Origin of the sequence: Tautonia sociabilis (assembly GCF_003977685.1) — a bacterium.
GTDB lineage: Bacteria > Planctomycetota > Planctomycetia > Isosphaerales > Isosphaeraceae > Tautonia > Tautonia sociabilis.
In genome coordinates, this window is record NZ_RYZH01000005.1 from 73,442 (window position 1) to 93,448 (window position 20,007).

Annotated in this window: 18 protein-coding genes and 4 tRNA genes; 13 read left to right on the plus strand and 9 right to left on the minus strand. The window is 69.7% G+C overall.

All coding sequences use genetic code 11. The features are described from left to right. Positions 1–33 precede the first annotated feature (33 nt). The 4 genes from TsocGM_RS03965 to TsocGM_RS03980 form a co-directional block, all read right to left on the minus strand. Positions 34–996, minus strand: a complete 963-nt coding sequence (locus TsocGM_RS03965; protein ID WP_233578263.1) for a nitrilase-related carbon-nitrogen hydrolase — start codon at positions 994–996, stop codon at positions 34–36. Between the two features lie 83 nt (positions 997–1,079). Next, on the minus strand, positions 1,080–1,526 hold the full coding sequence (locus TsocGM_RS25770) for a tetratricopeptide repeat protein (protein WP_158633369.1): 447 nt from the start codon (positions 1,524–1,526) through the stop codon (positions 1,080–1,082). Positions 1,527–2,011: 485 nt separating this feature from the next. Then, positions 2,012–3,544, minus strand: a complete 1,533-nt coding sequence (locus TsocGM_RS03975) for a serine/threonine-protein kinase (RefSeq protein ID WP_126724020.1) — start codon at positions 3,542–3,544, stop codon at positions 2,012–2,014. Between the two features lie 137 nt (positions 3,545–3,681). Beyond that, positions 3,682–4,446 carry a 3-ketoacyl-ACP reductase gene (locus TsocGM_RS03980; protein ID WP_233578265.1) on the minus strand — a complete coding sequence of 255 codons (765 nt, stop codon included), beginning with the start codon at positions 4,444–4,446 and terminating at the stop codon, positions 3,682–3,684. A gap of 206 nt (positions 4,447–4,652) precedes the next feature. Here TsocGM_RS03980 and TsocGM_RS03985 point away from each other — a divergent pair. From TsocGM_RS03985 to csrA, 4 genes are all read left to right on the plus strand, one after another. After that, positions 4,653–4,726 (plus strand) — tRNA-Arg (locus TsocGM_RS03985). Between the two features lie 43 nt (positions 4,727–4,769). Continuing rightward, a tRNA-Arg gene (locus tag TsocGM_RS03990) sits at positions 4,770–4,843 on the plus strand. Between the two features lie 202 nt (positions 4,844–5,045). Further along, positions 5,046–5,798, plus strand: a complete 753-nt coding sequence (locus TsocGM_RS03995) for an RNA polymerase sigma factor (protein ID WP_126724021.1) — start codon at positions 5,046–5,048, stop codon at positions 5,796–5,798. 200 nt (positions 5,799–5,998) lie between these two features. Continuing rightward, positions 5,999–6,205, plus strand: coding sequence for a carbon storage regulator CsrA (gene csrA, locus TsocGM_RS04000; protein WP_126724022.1), 207 nt, complete (start codon positions 5,999–6,001; stop codon positions 6,203–6,205). A gap of 27 nt (positions 6,206–6,232) precedes the next feature. Here csrA and TsocGM_RS04005 read toward each other — a convergent pair whose 3' ends face one another. Continuing rightward, positions 6,233–6,790, minus strand: coding sequence for a DJ-1/PfpI family protein (locus TsocGM_RS04005; protein ID WP_126724023.1), 558 nt, complete (start codon positions 6,788–6,790; stop codon positions 6,233–6,235). A 153-nt stretch (positions 6,791–6,943) separates the two neighbouring features. On the opposite strand from TsocGM_RS04005, the gene TsocGM_RS04010 reads away from it, so the two are divergent. After that, a tRNA-Glu gene (locus TsocGM_RS04010) sits at positions 6,944–7,015 on the plus strand. Between the two features lie 21 nt (positions 7,016–7,036). Here TsocGM_RS04010 and TsocGM_RS04015 read toward each other — a convergent pair. Together TsocGM_RS04015 and TsocGM_RS04020 are read right to left on the minus strand one after the other, a co-directional pair. Beyond that, positions 7,037–8,512 carry a dicarboxylate/amino acid:cation symporter gene (locus tag TsocGM_RS04015; RefSeq protein ID WP_126724024.1) on the minus strand — a complete coding sequence of 492 codons (1,476 nt, stop codon included), beginning with the start codon at positions 8,510–8,512 and terminating at the stop codon, positions 7,037–7,039. 54 nt (positions 8,513–8,566) lie between these two features. Continuing rightward, on the minus strand, positions 8,567–9,514 hold the full coding sequence (locus TsocGM_RS04020) for a histone deacetylase family protein (RefSeq protein ID WP_126724025.1): 948 nt from the start codon (positions 9,512–9,514) through the stop codon (positions 8,567–8,569). Between the two features lie 206 nt (positions 9,515–9,720). On the opposite strand from TsocGM_RS04020, the gene TsocGM_RS04025 reads away from it, so the two are divergent. The 7 genes from TsocGM_RS04025 (at position 9,721) to TsocGM_RS04055 (ending at position 17,004) form a co-directional block, all read left to right on the plus strand. After that, on the plus strand, positions 9,721–11,478 hold the full coding sequence (locus TsocGM_RS04025) for an ArnT family glycosyltransferase (RefSeq protein ID WP_158633370.1): 1,758 nt from the start codon (positions 9,721–9,723) through the stop codon (positions 11,476–11,478). A 43-nt stretch (positions 11,479–11,521) separates the two neighbouring features. Continuing rightward, on the plus strand, positions 11,522–12,901 hold the full coding sequence (locus TsocGM_RS04030; protein WP_126724027.1) for a nicotinate phosphoribosyltransferase: 1,380 nt from the start codon (positions 11,522–11,524) through the stop codon (positions 12,899–12,901). A 568-nt stretch (positions 12,902–13,469) separates the two neighbouring features. Next, positions 13,470–14,216, plus strand: a complete 747-nt coding sequence (locus TsocGM_RS04035) for a ParA family protein (RefSeq protein ID WP_126724028.1) — start codon at positions 13,470–13,472, stop codon at positions 14,214–14,216. After that, positions 14,209–15,186: a ParB/RepB/Spo0J family partition protein gene (locus TsocGM_RS04040; protein WP_126724029.1), complete on the plus strand. Its 978-nt coding sequence runs from the start codon at positions 14,209–14,211 to the stop codon at positions 15,184–15,186. Before TsocGM_RS04035 ends, TsocGM_RS04040 begins: the two co-directional genes overlap by 8 nt. Positions 15,187–15,597: 411 nt before the next feature. Then, a complete protein-coding gene (locus tag TsocGM_RS04045) occupies positions 15,598–16,266 on the plus strand; it encodes an ATP-binding protein (protein ID WP_126724030.1) in 669 nt (222 codons plus the stop codon). A gap of 25 nt (positions 16,267–16,291) precedes the next feature. Next, on the plus strand, positions 16,292–16,705 hold the full coding sequence (locus TsocGM_RS04050) for a response regulator (RefSeq protein ID WP_126724031.1): 414 nt from the start codon (positions 16,292–16,294) through the stop codon (positions 16,703–16,705). 224 nt (positions 16,706–16,929) lie between these two features. Beyond that, positions 16,930–17,004 (plus strand) — tRNA-Pro (locus tag TsocGM_RS04055). Between the two features lie 71 nt (positions 17,005–17,075). Here the strand turns inward: TsocGM_RS04055 and TsocGM_RS04060 are convergent. Together TsocGM_RS04060 and rnc are read right to left on the minus strand one after the other, a co-directional pair. Further along, a complete protein-coding gene (locus TsocGM_RS04060; protein ID WP_126724032.1) occupies positions 17,076–18,350 on the minus strand; it encodes a hypothetical protein in 1,275 nt (424 codons plus the stop codon). Positions 18,351–18,482: 132 nt separating this feature from the next. Beyond that, positions 18,483–19,205: a ribonuclease III gene (gene rnc / locus TsocGM_RS04065; protein ID WP_126724033.1), complete on the minus strand. Its 723-nt coding sequence runs from the start codon at positions 19,203–19,205 to the stop codon at positions 18,483–18,485. 200 nt (positions 19,206–19,405) lie between these two features. On the opposite strand from rnc, the gene TsocGM_RS04070 reads away from it, so the two are divergent. Beyond that, a complete protein-coding gene (locus tag TsocGM_RS04070) occupies positions 19,406–19,975 on the plus strand; it encodes an elongation factor P (protein ID WP_126724034.1) in 570 nt (189 codons plus the stop codon). The last annotated feature ends 32 nt before the right edge of the window (positions 19,976–20,007 follow it).

The window sequence follows — 20,007 nt, forward strand, 5'->3', positions numbered from 1 at the left end:
ACCGGCCAGGGGGAGCCTGCCGGAACAAAACCATCACCCCCGGAAGGGGGGCCTGTGGATGGGGCGATCGTAGAGCCCAGTATACGCCTCGGACCGGATGTGGGACAGCAGCGCATGACCCTGCCGGCGCCGCCGTTCGTCCCGGAGGGCCGCCAGGTCGATCGGCCCCACCACGATCTTCTCCCCCGGCCCCGGATCGGCCTGCGCGAGGATCCGGCCGTCGAAGTCGACGATCATGCTCCCCCCCGGCCAGGAGAAGGGCGGGTAGTTGGCCAGCGACGCCCCCTGGTTGGCCGCCACCACGAACGCCATGTTCTCCGCGGCTCTCGCCCGGTTGAACAGCGTCCACCAGTCCATCGGGGGGGTCGCCCCCCAGGGGTCCATGTAGGCGGAGACCCGGATCAGGACCTCCGCCCCGTTGAGCGCCAGCGCCCGGATCGCCTCCGGGAAGAGCCAGTCGTAGCAGATCGCCACCCCCAGGCGGCCGATCTCCGTCTCGGCGACCGGGAAGAGGTCTTCGTCATAGCCCGGCAGGTCGTGAGGGCTGGCGTGCACTTCCCAGGGCAGCCACGGGTTCACCTTGCGATACCTGGTCAGGATCCCGTCCGGCCCGATCAGGCACGTCGAGTTGAAGACCACCCCCGGCCACTTCGGATCCGACTCCAGAAACGTCCCCGTCTGGATGTAGACCCCGTGCCGCCTCGCCTTCGCCGCGTAACGGTCGGTGTGCTCGTTCGGGATCGGGACGGCGAGGCGGTCGAGGAGTTCCTCGGCCGTCTCGTAGATGGGAGCCGCGTGGGCGAACTCCGGGAAGACCACCAGCCTCACGTCGAAGAAGGGGCGGTAGCCGACCACCGCCGCGTCGACCATCCCCAGCAGGTGATCGACCCGGCCGGGCAGCTCGTCCCGGGATCGGGGGCAGGGCAAATCCGTCTGGCAGGCGGCGGCATAGAATCGAGTCGTGCTGGGCATCGCGGCGAGCGTCCCGACGGGCATCGGAGGAATCCGGACGGCCGAAGGTCGCTACGTCGCCAGAGTCGGAACGGTTCGCGCTGTCTCGAGCGACCCAACCGTCGGCGTCAGGGGTCCAGACCGGCCGTCCTCAGGAGCGCCTCGAGGGCGGCATCCGGCCTTCCGTCGTCGATCCGGACCAGGACCTCCTCCGCCCGGTCGACCCGACCGGAGAGGAGCAACTCGGCCCCGAGCACCAGCCAGGCCTCTCGGTCGTCCGGTCGGCCTTGCAGGTGGGCCTCGAGCCGGGCGATCGCGTCGTGGAAATCGGCCGGCTCGGCGAAGAGGGCCTGGAGATCACCGGCCATCGCCGGCCAGTCGGGATCGGCGGTGATCGCCTCCCGAAGCCGAGCGGCGGCCTCATCGTAGTCTCCCCTGACAACGGCGACCTGAGCCAGCCGGGCCCTCGGCAGCGCCGATCGAGGGGCCTCGGCCAGCGACTGCCGGTAACGCCGCTCCGCTCGGCGGAGGTCTCCCGCTCGAAAATTCCGGTCGCCGAACGTCAACAGCTCCAAGGCCCGCTCCGAGAACGTCGGCGAAACCGGCCTCCTGGGCACGCTCCCCCCCTGCCCGGCCACGATCGGAAACGCGGCGACACCCCCTGGCGGGGGACCGATCCCTCCGCCCGGAATCCTCCCGAGGCCGCTCGGGGGTGGAGGGGATGCCGGGGTTGTCGGCACCAGCGGCACGCTCCCCAGCGACCAGACCGACACCCAGGGAGCGACCGGCACAGACCCGAACGGCCGAGGGACGAGGATGACCCTCGGCTCGTACCGGATCACGTCCGGAGGACGGTACGGGACGCACCAGGCCGATCGGCCCCCGGGCCGTCCTCCCGGATCGGAAGCATCTTGAGCGTCTCCGGGAAGCGCTTGAGCACCCGCTCCCCCCGTCATCATCGCCACGAGGGCCGATCCCGCCCCGAGAGACGCTCGAATGAGGTGCCCCCATCGTCGCATCGGCTCGCCTCCCTGTGCTCAGGAGGACCTCCGACCGTTGCTCACACCCGGGCCCCGAGGCTCGGTCGAGCGCCCGGCTCCTGTCCCGATCGGCCCCATGCGGGGGTCGAGCCGGTCATCGGGTCGGCGATCTGCCCTTCGTCTCCGACCGCCGGGGACGATCGGCTCGGCCAGTCCATCCGGATCAGGCTGATGATCGCGAAACCGAGCAAGGCGATGACCAGCCCCACGATCGCCCCCCCCAGCGCCCAGGCCTTGACCGAGGCCTCCTCCCCGTAGGATCGCCGCCTTCCCAGCGAGACGGGAGAGCCCACAATCTCCTCCGCGCTGCCCAGGTCGGCGAAAGGATCGAAGGCGTCACCGTCCGTCGCGGCGGCCTTGCTTCTCGGCAAGGGAACCGGCGGGCCCTCCCAAGAGGGAGAAGGAGGCCGCCGGTGATTCTTCGAGACGGGCTCGTCCTCGTCGCTGAGCAGCATGGCCAGCTCGGAGAGCTTCAACTCGGGCTCTCGGGGAGAGGCCTCCTCCGGGCCGGGAACCAGGTTCCGGGCCGGGGGAAACCGGGGCTCGGCTGGCGGTCGACGGGGAGGCTCGACAATCCGAGGGACATCCCGGGTCGATGGCGGCTCGATCAGCTCGGCCCCGTCCCCGAGATCGAAGTCGGCCGACTCGTCATCGTCGGCGATTAGCGCGTACTCGAACGACCCGCTGCCGTCCTCCGAGGGATTGGAGGCGAGCGTGTCAAGTTCGGCAAGCAGTTCGTCGTAGTCTGCGAACCGATCCTCCGGCCGCTTGGCCATCAGCCGGAGAATGAGCCTGGCCACCCCTCGGGGCACGTCGGGCCGGAGCTGGCGGACATCCGGAGGGGGCTGGGTCGCGTGCCTTCGGAGCTTGTCGGCGATATGGCCTCCCGGGAACGGCGGGAAGCCCGTGAGCAGGTAGTAGAGCGTGCAGCCGAGCGAGTACATGTCGCTCCGCTCGTTCGCGGCCCGGCTGTCCCGGGCCTGTTCCGGAGCCATGTAGTCGACCGTGCCGACGGTGGTCCCGTGTCGGGTGACGCGCTCGTCCTCGGCCTCGTGCTGCAAGGCGAGCCCCAGGTCGATGAGCTTCACCGAGCCGTCGCTCGCCATCAGGATGTTGGCCGGCTTGATGTCCCGGTGGACCACCCCCTTGCTCGACGCGTATCGCAGCCCCTGGGCCGCCTCTCGGATCACCCGCATCGCCTCGTCGACGGGCATCGGTCCCCGATGACGCACCCGATCGTGCAGGTCGGAGCCGTCAACGTACTCCAGCACGAGGTAATGACGGCCCCCCTCGGATCCCCGATCGTAGATCGAGACGATGTTCGGATGTTCCAGAGCCTCGGCGCTCACGGCCTCGCGAAGGAAGCGCTGGAGGAGCGTCGAGTTCTTGGCGAGGTAGCGCGGCAAGACCTTGAGCGCGACCTCGTAGCCGCTGTCGATGTGGACCGCCCGGAAGACCGAACTCATCCCTCCAGAACCGAGGGGCTCGATGAGGCGGTAGCTCCCGAGCCGAGTCACCGTCTGGGAGGCCTTGCTCGGGATGCTGTCATCCATGGTGGCCCCGCTCTCGACCCTTCGGCCCGATCGAACGAGCACGATGACCCGTGTCTGACAGCGAGCCGGGATTGGATCCCGATGCCGACGGCTCTGAGAATTGTAGGCGGGCGATTGGTTCGGGCAAAGTCCTCTCCTCAGAGCCGTCGCAGATGAAGCCCGCCGTCGACATAGACCACCTGGCCAGTGGAGAAGCCGAACGCCCCGGATGACAGGGCGGAGACGACCCTCCCGACGTCCTCCGGGGCCCCCCAGCGTCGGGTCGGGCTCAGGCCGTCCGCGATCCGACGGTCGTAGGCCTCCTTCACCCCGGCGGTCATGTCGGTGGCGATGATTCCGGGACGGACCTCGAACACCAGCACCCCCTCGTCCGCCAGCCGGGCGGCGAAGAGCTGCGCCACCATGCTCAGCCCCGCCTTGGAGACGCAATACTCCGGCCGGTTGACGCTGGCGAACGTGCTGGAGACCGAGGTGATGAAGACGATCATCGGCGGCACGTCCCCTCGGGGATGCCCCGGGGCGATCATCGCCGAGGCGGCGTGCTGGGAGAGGAAGAACGGGCCCTTCAGGTTGATTCCCAGCACGCGATCCCAGCTCTCCGGGGCGGTCTCCAGCAGATCGGCCCGGCGTTGGGGGGCGACTCCCGCGTTGTTGACCAGCACGTCGATCCTCCCGAACGCCTCCAGCGTCCGGTCCACGAGCCCCCTCCCCTCGTCCAGCTCAGCGAGATCCGCGCGCAAGGCGATGGCCCGGGGCGCCCCCAGCCGCTCCGCCTCGCGACAGGCCTCCTCGGCCGCCGCCGAGTCCGACCGATAATTCACCACCACCGACACTCCGTCCCGGGCCAGGGCCGCCACGATCCCCCGGCCGATCCCCCGGCCGCCTCCCGTCACGAGAGCCACTCGATCCGTCCCCATGATCTCCACCGGCGATCAGCCAGTCCCTCCTCCCCCTTCAGGTCCCCCGGAACCGCCCGGGTGGGCCAGCTTGATCCCCGGGCACCGTGGGGTCAAGGGATGGGGAGCGGCGAACCGGGACGACCCCGGCCGCGTCCGGTCGGTTGACAGCGGGACGCACGCGGTGGACAATCGGAGTCGGCCTGATCAACGCGCCCGTAGCTCAGGAGGATAGAGCGGCGGTTTCCTAAACCGCAGGCCGCAGGTTCGAATCCTGCCGGGCGTAGTCGGAAGCGCCAGTCTCGCTCTCGCCCCTCTCCGCTCTCGGGGCGCCCGTAGCTCAGCCGGATAGAGCAGCGGTCTTCTAAACCGCCGGTCGCAGGTTCGAATCCTGCCGGGCGCGCTGTCCTGGCCCGTCCGAGTTCGACCGATCAATCATTTCCCTCAAGGGAATCGTAACGTAGACTCACTCTGGAAGGGTCGTCCCGGGCCGACCGATCCCGTTCCACGTGGAACACGCCGCGATCGGCGCCCCAGACTCGGGCACGCATTCGCCACTCACCGGGTCGCAGCAGACCTCTCGTGATCGCATCGCGGAGCCGACGATGAACGGTTCGGAGGAGTTCGCCACCGTGCCCCCGAGCGACGGCGCCCCCGATCGACTGACGGAACTCCAGACCAACTGGACCTTGATCCGCTCGGCCCACGCCCCCGGTCCCGCGGGCCAGGCGGCGATGCGCGACCTGATCGGCCGCTACCACGACGCCGTCGAGCGCTACCTCCGACTCAAGCTCCGCGACCGAAACCTCGCCGACGAGGTGCTCCAGGAATTCTGGATCAAGCTGCTCAACCACAAGCTCGCCGGCGCGGATCACTCCAAGGGCCGCTTCCGGGACTATCTCCGGACGGTCCTCCACCGCCTGATCATCGACCACTTCCGGGGTCGCAAGTCGCAGCCCCTGCCCCCGGGCGACCTGTCCGACCCGACCATGCCGGACGCCGAGTACGACCGGGTCTGGCGCGAGGCGGTGATCAATCGCGCCCTCGGTCGCCTGGAGACGTATGAGGCCAGTACCCCGAAGAACCGGTACGCGCGGGTGCTCAACCTGCGCAAGGCGTTTCCCTCGGCCTCGATCGAGGAATTGACGGATCGGCTGGCGGAGCAATACGGCGAACGCCTCACGCCGGAGGCCTTCCGCAAGACCCTCCAGCGGTCCCGAGCCAAGTTCCTCGAACTGCTCATCGCCGAAATCAAGGACGGGATGACCGATCCCACCCCCGAAGCGATCGAGGCCGAGATCCACGACCTGGGGCTCGGCACCCTCTACCGTCGCTACGCCTACGACCTCCACCTCTGAACCGGCGCCGACCCTCGATCGGACGCAAGTCCTTGACCTTGCCCGATCCTCCTTCTACATTTTCCCTGGATAGCTGGCACGGAGGGAGGGTCCGGCCCCTCCCCGGCCGTGGACGTGCGATCACGCTTCGGCCGCGCCGTGGGCTCATCCCAACCCGTTTCCTGACGAACACCCATGTGGATGCACTGCGAGGGTTGGCGATGCTGGTCCTTTCCCGGAAGAAGAACGAGAGCATCATCATCAACGACCACATCGTCGTGACGGTGGTCGAGATCCGAGGCGACAAGGTCCGTCTGGGTATCGAGGCTCCCAAGGATGTCTCGGTCCATCGCCGCGAAGTGTACGAGGCGATCCAGAACCAGGCCGACGCTCGCCCCCAGCCCACTCGGCTCTACGAGGACGACTAAGCCCCGGACCGATCGCCTCGGCCCCGGTCAGCTTGACGTCCCGCGGACCAGCCGGACGAACTCCCGCATCCACGGTCCGTTGTCCGGCCAGCCCCGAACCGTGACCACTGGCCCCGAAACGACCACCTCTCGGTCGACGAACTCCCCTCCCGCGCCTCGAACATCGGGCGCGAGGTCGGGATAGCACGTCATCGTCTGGCCCGAACCGTATCCCGCGGCCAACAGCAGCAACGGGCCGTGGCAGTTCGCGGCGATTGGCTTGCCGGCCTCGACGAAGTGCCGGACGATCGCCACGGCCTTCGGGCGGTTCCTGAGGTATTCCGGCGCCCGGCCCCCGGGCAGGACCAGAGCGTCGTAGCCGGTCGGATCGCACTCCTCCAACCCGAGGTCGGCCTGGACTCGGTAGCCGGGCTTCTCGGTGTACGTGTCGAACCCCGGCTCGAAGTCGTGGACCACCGACAAGAACGCGCGGCGCTCCGGGGCCGCGATCCGCACCCGCCAGCCTTCCTCCTCGAGGCGGAACTTGGCGTAGTAAATCTCCTGCGCCTCGCCGGCGTCGCCGGTCAGGATCAGGATCGTCTTCATCTCGGTTCGTCCTCGCGGCTGGTGCTCTCCCCTCTGTCCTTCAGACCTTACCGCGCCCGTCGGGCTCGATTCAAGCGTCCGCACTCCGCATCAGGTCCCTCGGCTCAGCTTGACCCAGAGGCGATTCTCCCCATAATGGGTCCTGCCACCCCTGGCCCCGTCGTCTAGAGGTTAGGACACAGGTCTTTCACACCTGTAACACGGGTTCGAATCCCGTCGGGGTCGCTCTCCTGGGCGATCGCACCATCATGAGGGTGTCCTCCCGGTTCCGGGCGGACACCCTTCGTTGGTTTTCCCGGCCTCCGCCATCGCCTCCGGAGGGGCCGTCGAGTCGTCCAGGGCCTCGGGAGGCTCCGACTCGACGCCGATCCGGTCGAGCAGCACCGCCACCAGGATATCCGCGACCACGTTCGTCATCGCCCGGCACCGGGACAACACCCAGTCGACCGTCAGCAGCAAGGGGAGCAATTCCAGCGGCAGGCCGACGGTCGAGAGCACCAGGGCCAGCGAGATCAGCCCCGCCTCCGGGACGCCGGCGATCCCGATTCCCGCGACCACGCACGACAGCGCCGCGATCACCTGCTGGCCAACGGTCAGGTCCAGCCCGTAGGCCTGGGCCACGAAGAGGACGGCCATCGCCTCGTACAGCAGGATGCCGTCGTTGTTGAAGTTGGTCCCCACGCAAGCCGACAATCGGGCCGCCGTCGGCGACACTCCCATCCGATCCAGGCACCGCAACGTCACCGGCAGGGTTGCCAGGCTGCTGCTCGCCCCGAGGGCGTAGACGACCGCCTCCTTCGCCCCTCCCCAGAACCGCCTCAGGGTCATCCGGGCGACGAACACCACCCACGCCTGGTACATGATCGCCACCTGGAGCGACAGCCCCAGCACCGCGACCGCGACATAGGCGAACAGCCCCTTGAAGGGCTCGAATCCCTGCTCGGCCACGGTCTTGGCGACCACCCCGAAGACCGCCAGCGGCACCAGGGCGATCACCCAGGAGAGCGCCACCTCGATCGTCCGGTAGAGCACCGCCACGGCCGACTCGACCCCGCGATAGTCGTCTCGACCGGCCCGGATCTGCTCGTCCTTCACCCTCCGCAGCGCCGCTCCGCCGAGCACGGCGAGAAGAACGATCGAGAGGATCGAGCTCTCGAGGAACGGCTGGACCGGGTTCGTCGGCACGAATCCCAGGAGGTCACGGAGAAAGTCCAGCGGCCTCGTCCCCGAGGCGAATCGCTCTAGCTCGGGTGCCGAGGAGGCGCCCGCCTCCCGGCCGGCGTCGAGCTCGGGAGTGTGCTGAAGGTACCGACCCGGCTGGATCGCGTTCGAGATCGTCAGACCGATCACCACCGCGACCGCCGCGTTGATGCCGGAGATCCCCAGCATCATCGCGGCGTTCCGGGCTCGGACCCGGCTCCTGAGGAACGCGTCGATCACGGCGAAGAAGAGCAGGGGACCGGCCAACCCCTTGATCAGGCTGACGAGCAGCCCGCCGAGATAGCCCAGCGCCGAGGCGAACGACCCGAGTTTCTGCCAGGTTTCGAGGACCGGCCGACCGATCTCGCCCGGGAGCCGGCCCGCCATCCGCTCGGCCAAGGTCGGCGGGGAGCCGGCCGCCCAGTGAGCCAATTGCCCCAGAAAGGCCCCGGCGGCCATCGCCACCAGGATCCGGAAGACGAAGGAGTCTCGGCGGCGGGCGGTTGGCGTCTCGGCGTCCATCGGCTCCTGGGGGTCGTCGAGTGATCGGAGGGGGGGATCGCCTCCGGCGACCGCTCAGGGAGTCTCAGCGCCGAGGGCCCGGAGATGGACCTCGACGCATCGGGCCAGCGCGATCGGGTCGTAGCCCCCCTCCAGGACGCTGACGATCCGTCCCTCCGCGTGGGAATCGGCGACGCGCTGCACCGCGTGGGTCAGTTCCTCGAAGTCCTCCGGCAGGAGGCCCAGATCGCCGACCGGGTCGTCCGAGACGGCGTCGAAGCCGGCACTGATGAGGACGAGCTCGGGCTTCGTCCGCTCGGCCAGCTCCTCGAGCCCGCTGACGAAACTCCGGATGATCTCCTTCCTCGGCGTACCATAGAGGGTCGGCAGGTTCTTCGTCCAGCCGATCCCCCGTCCGGTCCCCGTCTCGTCCGCCATGCCGGTGCCGGGATAGAACGGATGCCGGTGGATGGACAGAAAGCCGACCCGGCCGTCCGCGTAAAAGATCTCCTGGGTGCCGTTGCCGTGGTGGACGTCCCAGTCGACGATGAGCACCCGGGCCAGGCCCCTCACCTCGATCGCGTGCGCGGCGGCCGCGGCGACGGAGTCGAACAGGCAGAATCCCATCGCGTGAGCCGGCCTGGCATGGTGGCCGGGCGGTCGGACGGCGCAGAAGGCCACCTTCTGCGGCCCATCGAGCACGCTCGAAACCGCTTCGATCGCCGAGCCGGCGGCGAGCCTCGCCGCCTGGAGCGACTGCGGACCGAGCCAGGTGTCGGCCTCGATCCGGCCGCCCCCCTCGCGCTCGAAGCGGCGGAGGGAGTCGATGTACTCGACCTCGTGAACCCGGGACAGCTCCTCGTCCGTCGCTTCCCGAACGGTGCCGGTCGCGCAGGCGCTCCGCACGGTCGACCGCTCCAGGTGGCGGAGCACCGAGGCCAGCCGCTCCGGCCGCTCGGGGTGCCCGATCGGAGGAGCGTGATCGAGCATCCGGGGATCGCTGAAGAATCGGACCATGGCCATGACAGGGCCTCGATCGGTTCGGGCTCGCCGCGAGGGCTCATCGCTCGACGACCGCCCGAAGTGCACGGTACGGCCGCCATCCCGGGGCGTCAATGACCCGAGCGCGGCCTTCCCGCTCCGGTCCCCCTCGACGGGTTCCACGTGGAACAGGGGACGAGCGGGCCGGCGATTCGGCCGTTAGAATCGTGGGCATGGAGCGCGAACCGATGCCCCGACACTTCGGCCGAGAGTCCGTCTGGGTGGTCGCCATGACCATGCTCGGCGCCGGCCTTCGGCTCAAAGGGCTCGGCTCCATCGGTCTGGAGCACTTCGACGAGGGCATCTACGCCCAGGCCGCGACCTGGGTCTTCTCGGGAGCCGGACTCCGGTGGCTGGACCCCGGATTGATCCCGTATGCCCCTCCCGGCTTCCCAGTCCTCGTCGGGCTCTCCTCTGCGGCGATCGGCCCTTCGGGTACCGCCGCCATCCTCGTCTCGATCCTCTCGGGGGTGCTGACGATCCCCGTTCTCTCCTGGCTGTCCCGCTTCGCGCTCGGTCGAGGGGCCGGGGCGGCGACGGCCTCCCTGGCCGCCCTGGCCGGACAGCACGTCGTCTTCTCTCGAACCGGCCTGACGGACTCGACCTTCCTCCTCTGCTGGTCGCTGGCGATGGTGGCCGGCGCCACCTTCCTCGAACGCCCGACGCCGGGTCGAGCAGCACGGCTGGGCCTCGCCGTTGGCCTCGCGCAACTGGTCAAGTACAACGGCTGGATGGCTGGGGCGATCGTCGCGCTCGCCGTCCTGCTCGGAGCGATTCGACGGGGAGAGGCCCAGCGATCGACCCCAAGGCGGCTCGGCCTCGGCCTCCTCGCCGCCATCATCTCGGCGGTGGTGTATCTGCCTTGGTTCCTGTTCGTCGAGCGGACCACCGGCTACGCCGGCCTGCTCGCCCACCATCGCAGCTACGTCGATGGCCTGGCCGGATGGTGGCCGAACTGGCAGCTACAGATGGCCCAGGCAAGGGCCATGGAGGGGCTCCTCGGGAACGGAGTCACCTGGGCGGGACTGGGGATCGGCCTCTCCTTGATCGGAGCGGCGATCGGGCAGGGGAGGTCTGCTCGGTCCTGGGGACGGCTCCGCTCGCTGGGCCTGCCCATCGTCCTCGTGCTCGCGACACTCTCGATCGTGGCGCCGGGGAACCTGGCCTGGTGGATCTCGCTGGCGTGGGCTCCGCTGCTGCTGGGGGAGGGCCGGCCCTCCGCCCGGCTCGTGGGGACGTGGTTCCTCGTGATGGCGGCCTCGACGCCGCTGTACCATCCGTATGCCCGGCTCTGGCTGCCGACTCTCGCCGCCTCCTGGGTCGCCGGCGGAGGACTGATCGCGGCCTTCCTGTCCTGGGCCCGAGGAAGGTCAGGGCAGGGGGGGGAACCCGGCCCCCCGCCCAGCAGGCCGGCTCGAACGGCCGTGATCGTCCCCCTCCTGGCGATCCTCCTGGCGGGTCTCGACCCCCTGCTCTGGCCCGGCCGGGTCCGTCCCTTCCCCGAGCTGCTCTCCCCGAACGACGGAGTCCGACGCTTCTCCAAGTCGCTCGTCCCCGGGCTTCTCGGCGCCAGGCCCGACGGCCTCCACCTCTATACCCGGCCGACCTTCTCCTTCTATCTCCGTACCCAGGGGATCGGACCGCTTCGGATCCACGGCGACCTCGACTCGATCCGGACAACCTCCCCGAGCCCCGGCGAGTACGCGATCATCGACGCCGCCCTGGGCGTGACCCCGGACGACCTGGATCGCCTCCTCTCGTCCTCTGGCTGGCGCCTCCACGTTCAGGAAACGCTTCCGACTTCGATCGCGACGCTGCTCGACGTCCGGCCGGAAACGGTCTTCGATTCGGCTCGCGCTCCCCTCGGGTCCGAGCCCGATTCCGATCCGTCCCCTGCCCTGGACGCCCGCCCAAGGAGCACGGTCTGGATTCTCGGCCCGTCCTGAGGCGGCTCGCCTCCGCCTCGTCCCTTCGACCGCAGGCTCAACCATGCCCAGCCCCCCTCCCGTCTCGCTCTGGCCGGACCCCGACGCCCTCGGCCCGCTCACGGACCTTTACGAGCTGACCATGATGGCCGGGTACGCGAGCGAGGGGATGACCGAGACGAGCGCCACCTTCGAGCTCTTCGTCCGGACCATGCCGGCCAACCGCAACTACCTCGTCTTCGCCGGGCTGGAGCAGGCGATCGACGGCCTCGCCCGCCTCCGATTCTCCGACGACCAGATCGAGTGGCTGCGCCTCCATCCCATGTTCTCGCGGATCGAGGCGTCCTGGTTCGAACGGCTCCGGTCGCTGCGGTTCACCGGAGACGTCTGGGCCGTCCCCGAGGGGACCGTCATGTTCCCCGGCGAGCCGATGCTCCGGGTCCGGGCGCCAATTGACCAGGCCCAGTGGGTCGAGACGTTCCTCATCAACGCGCTGGCCTATCCGACCCTCGCCGCCTCGAAGGCCAGCCGGGTCGTCGCCGCGGCGGCCGGTCGGGCGGTCGTCGAGTTCGGCGCCCGGCGAGGGCACGGCCCGATGGCCCCGTTCCTGGCGGCTCGATCCGCCTACCTCGCCGGCTTCGTCGGCACCAGCCACGCCGAGGCCGCCCGACGCCTGGGCATTCCGGCGATGGGCACGATGGCCCACTCCTGGGTCCAGTCGTTCGAGGATGAGCGCCTCGCCTTCGCCGCCTTCTCCCGGCATTTCGCCGGAGGGGTGACGCTGCTGGTGGACACCTACGACACGATCGAGGGCGTCCGACGAGCGGCCACCATCGAGCCCGCCGTCCAGGCCGTCCGGCTCGACAGCGGCGACCTGCTCCAGCTCTCCCGGGAGGCTCGAGCCACGCTCGACGCTCTTGGTCGCCGCTCCACCCGGATCTTCGCGAGCGGAGACCTCGACGAGCGCAGCATCGACCGCCTCGTCCGGGAAGGCGCGCCGATCGACGTCTTCGGCGTCGGCACCGAACTCATCACCAGCCGAGACGCCCCGGCGATCGGCATGGTCTACAAGCTGGTCGCCGTCGACGGCTCGGGCCGTATCAAGTTGAGCACGGCCAAGGCGAGCCTCCCGCTCGCCAAGCAGGTCTTTCGCCGCCGAGACTCCTCGGGCCGGTTCGAGGGAGACGTCGTGGCCCTCGCCGACGAGCCCGAGGACGGCGAACCGCTCCTGGCCCCGGTCATGCAGGCCGGCCGTCCCGTCTCCTGCTGGCCCGATCTCGACGCGATCCGATCCCGATGCGCCAGCCAGGTGGCCAGCCTCCCCGACGCGATCCGAGGCCTCGACGCGGCCCCTCCGTATCCGGTCCAGGTCAGCGAGGCCCTCCGCCTCGAGGCCAGCCGCATCGAGCGACGGCTCCGATCCCTCCCCTCGTCTCCGCGTTGACGATCGCTCGACTCCATTGCGGTGACTGGCCAATCGACGGCGCCAGGGCACCGACCCAAGCGATCGCCCGGCCCTCCTGGTCGATCCGGAGGACGAGCCGGACCCTCGGTGCGAGCGACTCCGGGAGGAACGCCTTCGGCCTTCCCTCGGCGTCGGCGTTCTCCTCCCGTCGTCGCTCCCGCCAGGCTCCTCCCGCCTCCGAGCCAACCAGGAGGGCCCGACTCGGATCGCCTTCTCGGCGGCCACGACCAGACCACACCACCATCCCGGCTCCGCCCTGCCGATTCCCGGCGATCGCCGCCGGCGCCCGTCGATCGTCCTGCACCGCACCGATCGGACGAGCGACGCCGCCGGGATCGCATGAGGCGACGTCGATCGGTGCTTGAGCTTTACAGGGCAGGGGAGGGCGGCTACACTCCCGCCGCCCTCGCGATCGGCACCCCCCGGCATCATCCCTTCGCTCTTGCCGAGCGGGCACGGACGCCCGACCCCCGCCGACGCCGCCTCCCGACTCTCGACCGTCCGCGCCCTCCCGGCCGACTCCAGGCAGGCGGGAGGAACCTCGACCGTGGCCAAGATCATCAGCGTGGCCAACCAGAAGGGCGGGGTCGGCAAGACGACCACCGCGATCAACCTGGCGGCCGGGCTGGCCAAGGCGGGCCGGTCGGCGCTCGTGATCGACGTCGACCCCCAGTGCAACGCCACCAGCGGGCTCGGCGTCGAGCCGGCCAAGCGGCACCCGCTGCTCGCCGGAAAGCCCCTGGCCGAATCGGTGGTCGCCACCGCTCAGCCCGGCCTCTCCGTGCTCCCCGGCTCCCAGAGCCTCGCCGACGCCGACGCGCTGTCCGCCTCCAACCGCCAGCGCGCCAGCGCGCTCCGCCAGCAACTCGGCTCCGAACTCTCAACGTTCGACTATATCATGATCGATTGTCCGCCCTCGCTCGGGCAGCTCACCCGGGCCTCGCTCGGCGCCTCGGCCGAGGTCTACATCCCCATCCAGTGCGAGTACTTCGCGATGGAGGGGCTCTCCCAGATCATCGAGCTCGCCCGCCAGACCAAGGCGAGGGACAACCGACGGCTGGAGATTGGCGGGATCGTGCTCACGATGTACGACCCCGATCTGGAGCTGGCCAACGAGGTCGCCAACGAGGTGCGCGGCTTCTTCGACGACGCTGTGTTCGACACCGTGATCCCCCGAGACGTGCTCATCAGCGAGGCGCCCAGCCACGGGCTGAGCGTGCTCGACTACGCCCCTCGGGCCAGGGGGGCCCGGGCCTACGTGGAATTGACGCTGGAGGTCATTGACCGTGACTAAAACGAAGCGACTCGGCCGCGGCCTGACCGCGCTGCTCGGTGCCGAGGAAGGGGGCTTCGAGCCCGGCTCCCTCGAGGCCGCCGAGCTGACCCACCTGCCGGTCGACCAGATCGACCCGAATCCCTACCAGCCTCGTCGCGTCTTCGACGCCGAGGAGATCGCCGCACTGGCCGACTCGCTCCGCCAGCACGGCATGCTCCAGCCGATCCTCGTCCGGCCCGCCGGCGAGCGCTTCCAGGTCATCGCCGGCGAGCGCCGCCTCCGGGCGGCGGTCGAGGCCCACCTGGCTGAGGTCCCGGCCCGGGTCCTGGAGCTGGACGACCAGAAGGTCAACGAGCTGGCGATCGTCGAGAACCTCCAGCGCAAGGACCTCAACGCCATCGAGAAGGCGCAGGCCTTCCGCAACTACCTCGACTCCTACGGCGGCACCCAGGAGGAGCTGGCCGGCCGGCTCGGCATCGACCGCTCGACCCTCTCCAACCTGCTCCGGCTGCTGGAGCTTCCCGAGGAGCTTCAGCAGGCGGTCGTCAGCGAGCAGATCAGCCCTGGCCACGCCCGGGCCCTGCTGGCGATCCAGGACCCCTCGGAGCAGGCCGAGGCTTGCCGTCGGGTGATCGAGGAGAAGCTCTCGGTTCGACAGACCGAGGCCCTGGTGAAGACCGGCCAGCCCACCCCCTCCCGGGGCCGGGTCCGGATCGACGCCGGTCATGCCCCCGTCCGTCCCCCTCACCTCTCGGAGCTGGAGGAGCATCTCAAGACCCGCTTCGAGACCTCCGTCGTCATCAAGGTCAAGGGGGAGGACCGCGGCCAGATCGTCATTGACTTCACCTCCCGGGACCAGTTCGAGCGCATCAGCGGACTGATCCGGGGGTCCGAATGGAGCCCCTCCCCCGCCGACCACGCGCCGGAGGGGAAGGATCACCCGCACCACCACCACGAGGAGCACCACCACCAGGAGTGGTCGGGATGATCCCCGCTCCCCGCCTTCGGGACCGGCTCGGGTCCCGGATCGGGCCGATACCGGAAATCCATTACGCCGGTTCCGTCCCTCTCGAACGCGATCCCGGGCGGCCCCAGGCCGCCCGGGGTCGGGTCGGGCGGTCCTCCTCCGCCGCCGGGGCGCGCAGGTCGGTTCCCATTTCCCCCGGGGCGGCGACGATGAGGAGAAGCCTGATTCCCGCCCGATCCTCCCCTCCCGAGGCCTCTCATCCGGCGACTCCCCTCCGCAAGCGATGAGAGACGACCGAGCTAGGGAGCGCGGGGCTTCGCTCCCGGCGCTCTGGCACCCCGGTTGCTTTGGACCGTGCCCCAGGTCCCCGATCTCGGACGGCAGACGTCTCGGGCCGGGGAGCTGCGACGGACTGCGAGACACCTCGGAGGGATGATGGGTACAGCCGGGCAGGTCGACGGATTGGCCGGCGCGCTGCTGCGATGCGTCGACGAGCCGGAACAGGTCGCGGTGATCCACTCCCTGCTGGATCGCTACTGCCACCGGCTGCGCAACCGGCTCAACTCCATGAAGCTGAGCCTGTACCTCGCTCGGAGGCTCTCGGGCGGGGGCGGCCTCCTCGACTGGGACCGGGCCGAGGCCGCATCCCGGTCGATCGAGGGGCTCATCGACCAGCTCCAGCAGTTCTGTACCCCGCTCACCCCGGTTCCTTCCCCCGGCGACCTGGGCGACTGGCTCCGGGATCGGCTCCCCTCCTGGAGGCAGCTCCTCGCACCCCGGCCCATCCGGCTCGTCGCCGAGGGGACCGACGAGCCCCTTCCCGTCACCTTCGACTGGATCCGACTCGGCCAGGGGCTCGACGGACTGGTCGCCGCCTGGGCCCATTGTGCACCCGAGGAGGCCTCCCTCCGCCTCTGCTGGGGACGCGATTCCGACCGCATCGTCCTTCGCTTTGAGGCCGAGGCCTGGCTCGCTCGGCCCGACGGTGAGGTCGAGAGCCTGGCCCTGCCGCTGCTCGCCCGGGTGATGCGCGCCCACCGAGGATCGCTCGCCCTCCTTGACGAGTCTTCCGCCATCGAATTGAGCTGGCCGTCTTCCTGACCCTCCCTGACGATCGAGGCCTCCGATGTTGACGCTGCTCACCCCGACCGATGGCGACCTTCCCGCGACACTCCGGGAGCGTCCCCCCTTCGTCCTGCTCGTCGACGACGACTCGACTGGGCGTACGACCCTGGCCCGTCTGCTCGACAGCGCCGGCCACTGCTGCGTCGATGTCGGATCGGGAGACGAAGCGCTCGAGCTGTGCGTCAGTCTCCGCCCCGTCCTCGTGATCACCGACCTCTGCATGCCCGGCCTCGACGGCAGGGGGCTGGGGCGGTTGCTCCGTTCCCGGTTCCCCAAGCTCTCCCTCATCCTGATCACCGCCCAGCCGCTCGACGACGACACTCGAACGGAGCTGCTGGGCACCTTCGACGACGTCCTGAGCAAGCCCGTTGACGGCGACCGCCTGCTCGACCGGGTGGCCCGCCTGGCCCACTGATCCCGAGGGCTCGGATCGCGAAGTCCGCGAAGCTCGGAGCGGCCGGGGGCGTGACGACCCCCGCGTCGAGGGGCGGCAGAACCGGGGTCGACTCCCCCCCGAGTCCCCGTCTCTGCCCTCGTCCGACTCCCCCGACATCCGGGATCACCGCCCGCCGCGCGCTGCGTCCCACCGACTCGGGCTTGACCGGAGATCCCGGGCCCCCCTAGGATGCGAATGCAGCGCGGGGCGTAGCGCAGCCTGGTTAGCGCGCCTGCCTTGGGAGCAGGAGGTCACCAGTTCGAATCTGGTCGCCCCGATTCCGAGCCTTCGGTCGGTCCGGCCACCGGCCCTCCGACCCTCGGCGTCCTCGTTCCACGTGGAACCGCGATCACGCTCGAAGCGCGGGGAGCGTCTCGCTCTCTCGGCTCCGATCCGCTCTCGGCGCCCGCTTCGAGGAGAGGTTCGGACGGAACATCATCAGCAGCAGCAGGGGAAGGTAGAGCAGGACCATCGTCCCGCCCTTCTCCAGGTACCAGAACTGGCTCGCCAGCAGGACCGCCGCCGACAGCGCGATCAGCTCTCCCAGGTTCTTGCGGAGCGGCCAGATCGAAACCACCAGCACCAGCGCCAGGTACGCGATCAGCACCGGTAGCCGATACGCCGGGTCGATCCCGGACCAGAGGCCGGCCGTGGTGGTGGGCTCCAGGCCGGGCAAGAGCCCGGCCTCGGCCAGCCCCCGCGCCCCCATCGCCTCGGCCCATCGGCTCAGGGGAGGGAACGCCCTTCCGGCCCCGACGCAGAGTCCGAGCACCGACAGGCTGGCCCCCCCGAACCCCCAGGCCTGCCTCCCCCGGTAGAAGCCGAACCACAGCGGCAGCAGGCCAATGCCCGCCGGCATCCAGCCGGCCGCCAGCCCGATCGCCAGCCCCGCCCGCACGGGCCGCTCGTACCAGAGCAATGCCCCCACGATCAGGGCCGCCGGCACCAGTTGCCCGCTGTCCACCACCTCGATCCGGGAGTAGGGCAGCACCAGATAGAGCGCCGCGGCCGACAGCCCCGCGATCGGCCTCTTGAAATGGCCCCGTCCGAGCAGGATCAGGCCCACAACCACCCCGACGTGGGCCACCCCGGCCAGCACCCGGGAAAGGATGATCTGTGTCGACCGCCAGCGCACCACCCCCGGTCGGGTCGGCACCGGCAGGGGTCCCACCGTGCCGTCTCCCGGCACCCGAGAGACGGCGCCGACAGCCTCGTGCGCGTCGGACGGGCGATCGTCCGACGCCGCCGGATTGCGCGCCTCCCCGACCCGAATCGGCAGGCTGATCGTCTCCGCCACCAGCAGGGCGATCATCCCCGCCGAAAGACACGTCAGCCCGGGAGCGTTGAGGTTCGGTTCCAGGACCGGCCTCCTCGGCAGCCCCAGGTCGACCAGGCACCGCAACAGCCAGAGCCCGGTCCCGACGAACAGCCAAAGAAAGGGGACGATGGTCGTCTCCCCCTCGCCGCCGACCAGGGCCATGATCCCGGGCGCGAGCACGAACAGCAGCAGCAGGTCCAGGTTCCGCAGGCTCCACGGCCTCCGGAACGAGACGAAGATCGAGACGCTCATCAGCAGCGTCAGCAGCAGCCAGATCTCCGGCCCGAGGCCGAGGTCGGGGACCATCGCGGAGCTCTCTGACAGGCCGGCATCGTTGCCGGGAGCGACGGGGGGGGGTCCCGGTCGAGACGCCAAGCTGTCATCCTAGGCGCACCCGGACCTCGCCGCAAGGGGATCGCCCGAGTCTGAGCGCCCGGGCTAACCCGAGGCAAACGGGATCGGATCTCCCGCGATCTGGCAAAGCGCATTCAGCGCGGCACGCTGCTCGGCCTCCTTCTTGTTCCGGCCCCAGGCCGGAGGGAACTTGTGCGGCCCGACCTGCGCCGCGATCTTGAAGCACTTCGAATGGTCGGGGCCTTGCTCGTCGAGCAGGCGGTAGGTCGGCGTCGCGCCGAACTCGCGCTGGGCCACCTGCTGGAACGTGCTCTTGTGGTTCGTCCCCGCCTGGTTCTCGACCGCCGCGGCGATCTCGGGATTCACGATCGGCTCCAGAAACCTCCGAGCCGTCTCCATCCCTCCGTCCAGATAAAGGGCCCCGAGCACGCTCTCGAAGACGTCCGCCAGGACCGAAGAGGGGGTCGGCCCGAAGCCGGACATCCCCTTGCCCAGGGTCAGGAACGCCTCGAATCCCAGCTTCCTGGAATACTCGGCGCAGCTCTGGCGAGAGACGACCACGGACTTGATCCGGGTCAGCTCCCCTTCGAGCGACTCGGGGAGGCCGCGATAGAGCAGGTCGCAGACGATTAGGCCGAGCACGGCATCGCCCAGGAACTCCAGCCGTTCGTTGGAGGCGAGCCGATGGTCGGCCCCCGAGGCGTGCGTCAACGCGGAGCGGAGCAGGGCGGGGTCGGCGAAACGATAGCCGATCGCCCGCTGGCAGAGCTCCAGCAGGTCGTCTTCGGGGGGATCGGATTGGGGCATGGAAGCCGTCTCGCGCGGGGGGACGAACTGGAGGCTATCCCGCCCGCGGCCGGAAGTCAATGAGTCGTTCGAGCAGGGGTTTACCGCCGAGACTTCCCGTCGCTACGATGTTCGGGCGTCCCGGCCGCCCGGGCCGGATCGGGCCGGCCGGGCCGGAGTCCTCTCGCCGCCGGGGACGCCGAGGCCGGAGCGTCGCCGCCGTGATCCCCGCCAAGGATTTCAAGAAGCGGATGGTCGTCGAACTCGACGGCGATCCCCACCTGATCGAGCAGATCGTCGTTCAGACCCCTTCCGCCCGAGGGGCCGCCACCCTCTACAAGGTCCGCGCCCGCAATCTCAAGACCCGACAGCGTGTCGACCGGACCTTCAAGGGTACCGATTCCCTCCCCGAGTCCAGCTTCGAACGCCGGCCGATCCAGTATCTCTACCGGGACGAGGAGCTGTTCCACTTCATGGACTCCCAGTCCTTCGAGCAGTTCTCCCTGCCCGCCGAGAGCCTGGACGATCAGTCCCCCTTCATGACCGAGAACATGGAAGGGGTCGAGGCCCTCGTCGTCGATGATCAGCCCATCGGCATCGAGATCCCCGACGTCGTCGAGCTCCCCATCGTCGACACCAACCCCGGCGTCCGCGGCAACTCCGCCACCGGCCGGACCAAGCCCGCCACCCTCTCCACCGGCCACGTCGTCCAGGTCCCCGAGCACCTCGACCCCGGCGTCGTCGTCCGCGTCGACACCCGGACCGGCGACTACCTCGGCCGAGGGGGCTGACTCCTTGCTCCCCATCGCGGCCAGATGCCGAC

Excerpts from the sequence above, each read along its gene's own strand:
- TsocGM_RS03965 (WP_233578263.1), bottom strand. The coding sequence starts at position 996 with ATGCCCGTCGGGACGCTCGCCGCGATGCCCAGCACGACTCGATTCTAT.
- csrA (WP_126724022.1), top strand. The coding sequence starts at position 5,999 with ATGCTGGTCCTTTCCCGGAAGAAGAACGAGAGCATCATCATCAACGAC.
- rnc (WP_126724033.1), bottom strand. The coding sequence starts at position 19,205 with ATGCCCCAATCCGATCCCCCCGAAGACGACCTGCTGGAGCTCTGCCAG.
- TsocGM_RS04045 (WP_126724030.1), top strand. The coding sequence starts at position 15,598 with ATGATGGGTACAGCCGGGCAGGTCGACGGATTGGCCGGCGCGCTGCTG.
- TsocGM_RS03995 (WP_126724021.1), top strand. The coding sequence starts at position 5,046 with ATGAACGGTTCGGAGGAGTTCGCCACCGTGCCCCCGAGCGACGGCGCC.
- TsocGM_RS04005 (WP_126724023.1), bottom strand. The coding sequence starts at position 6,790 with ATGAAGACGATCCTGATCCTGACCGGCGACGCCGGCGAGGCGCAGGAG.
- TsocGM_RS04020 (WP_126724025.1), bottom strand. The coding sequence starts at position 9,514 with ATGGCCATGGTCCGATTCTTCAGCGATCCCCGGATGCTCGATCACGCT.
- TsocGM_RS04060 (WP_126724032.1), bottom strand. The coding sequence starts at position 18,350 with ATGGTCCCCGACCTCGGCCTCGGGCCGGAGATCTGGCTGCTGCTGACG.
- TsocGM_RS04015 (WP_126724024.1), bottom strand. The coding sequence starts at position 8,512 with ATGGACGCCGAGACGCCAACCGCCCGCCGCCGAGACTCCTTCGTCTTC.
- TsocGM_RS04030 (WP_126724027.1), top strand. The coding sequence starts at position 11,522 with ATGCCCAGCCCCCCTCCCGTCTCGCTCTGGCCGGACCCCGACGCCCTC.
- TsocGM_RS03975 (WP_126724020.1), bottom strand. The coding sequence starts at position 3,544 with ATGGATGACAGCATCCCGAGCAAGGCCTCCCAGACGGTGACTCGGCTC.
- TsocGM_RS04025 (WP_158633370.1), top strand. The coding sequence starts at position 9,721 with ATGCCCCGACACTTCGGCCGAGAGTCCGTCTGGGTGGTCGCCATGACC.
- TsocGM_RS04050 (WP_126724031.1), top strand. The coding sequence starts at position 16,292 with ATGTTGACGCTGCTCACCCCGACCGATGGCGACCTTCCCGCGACACTC.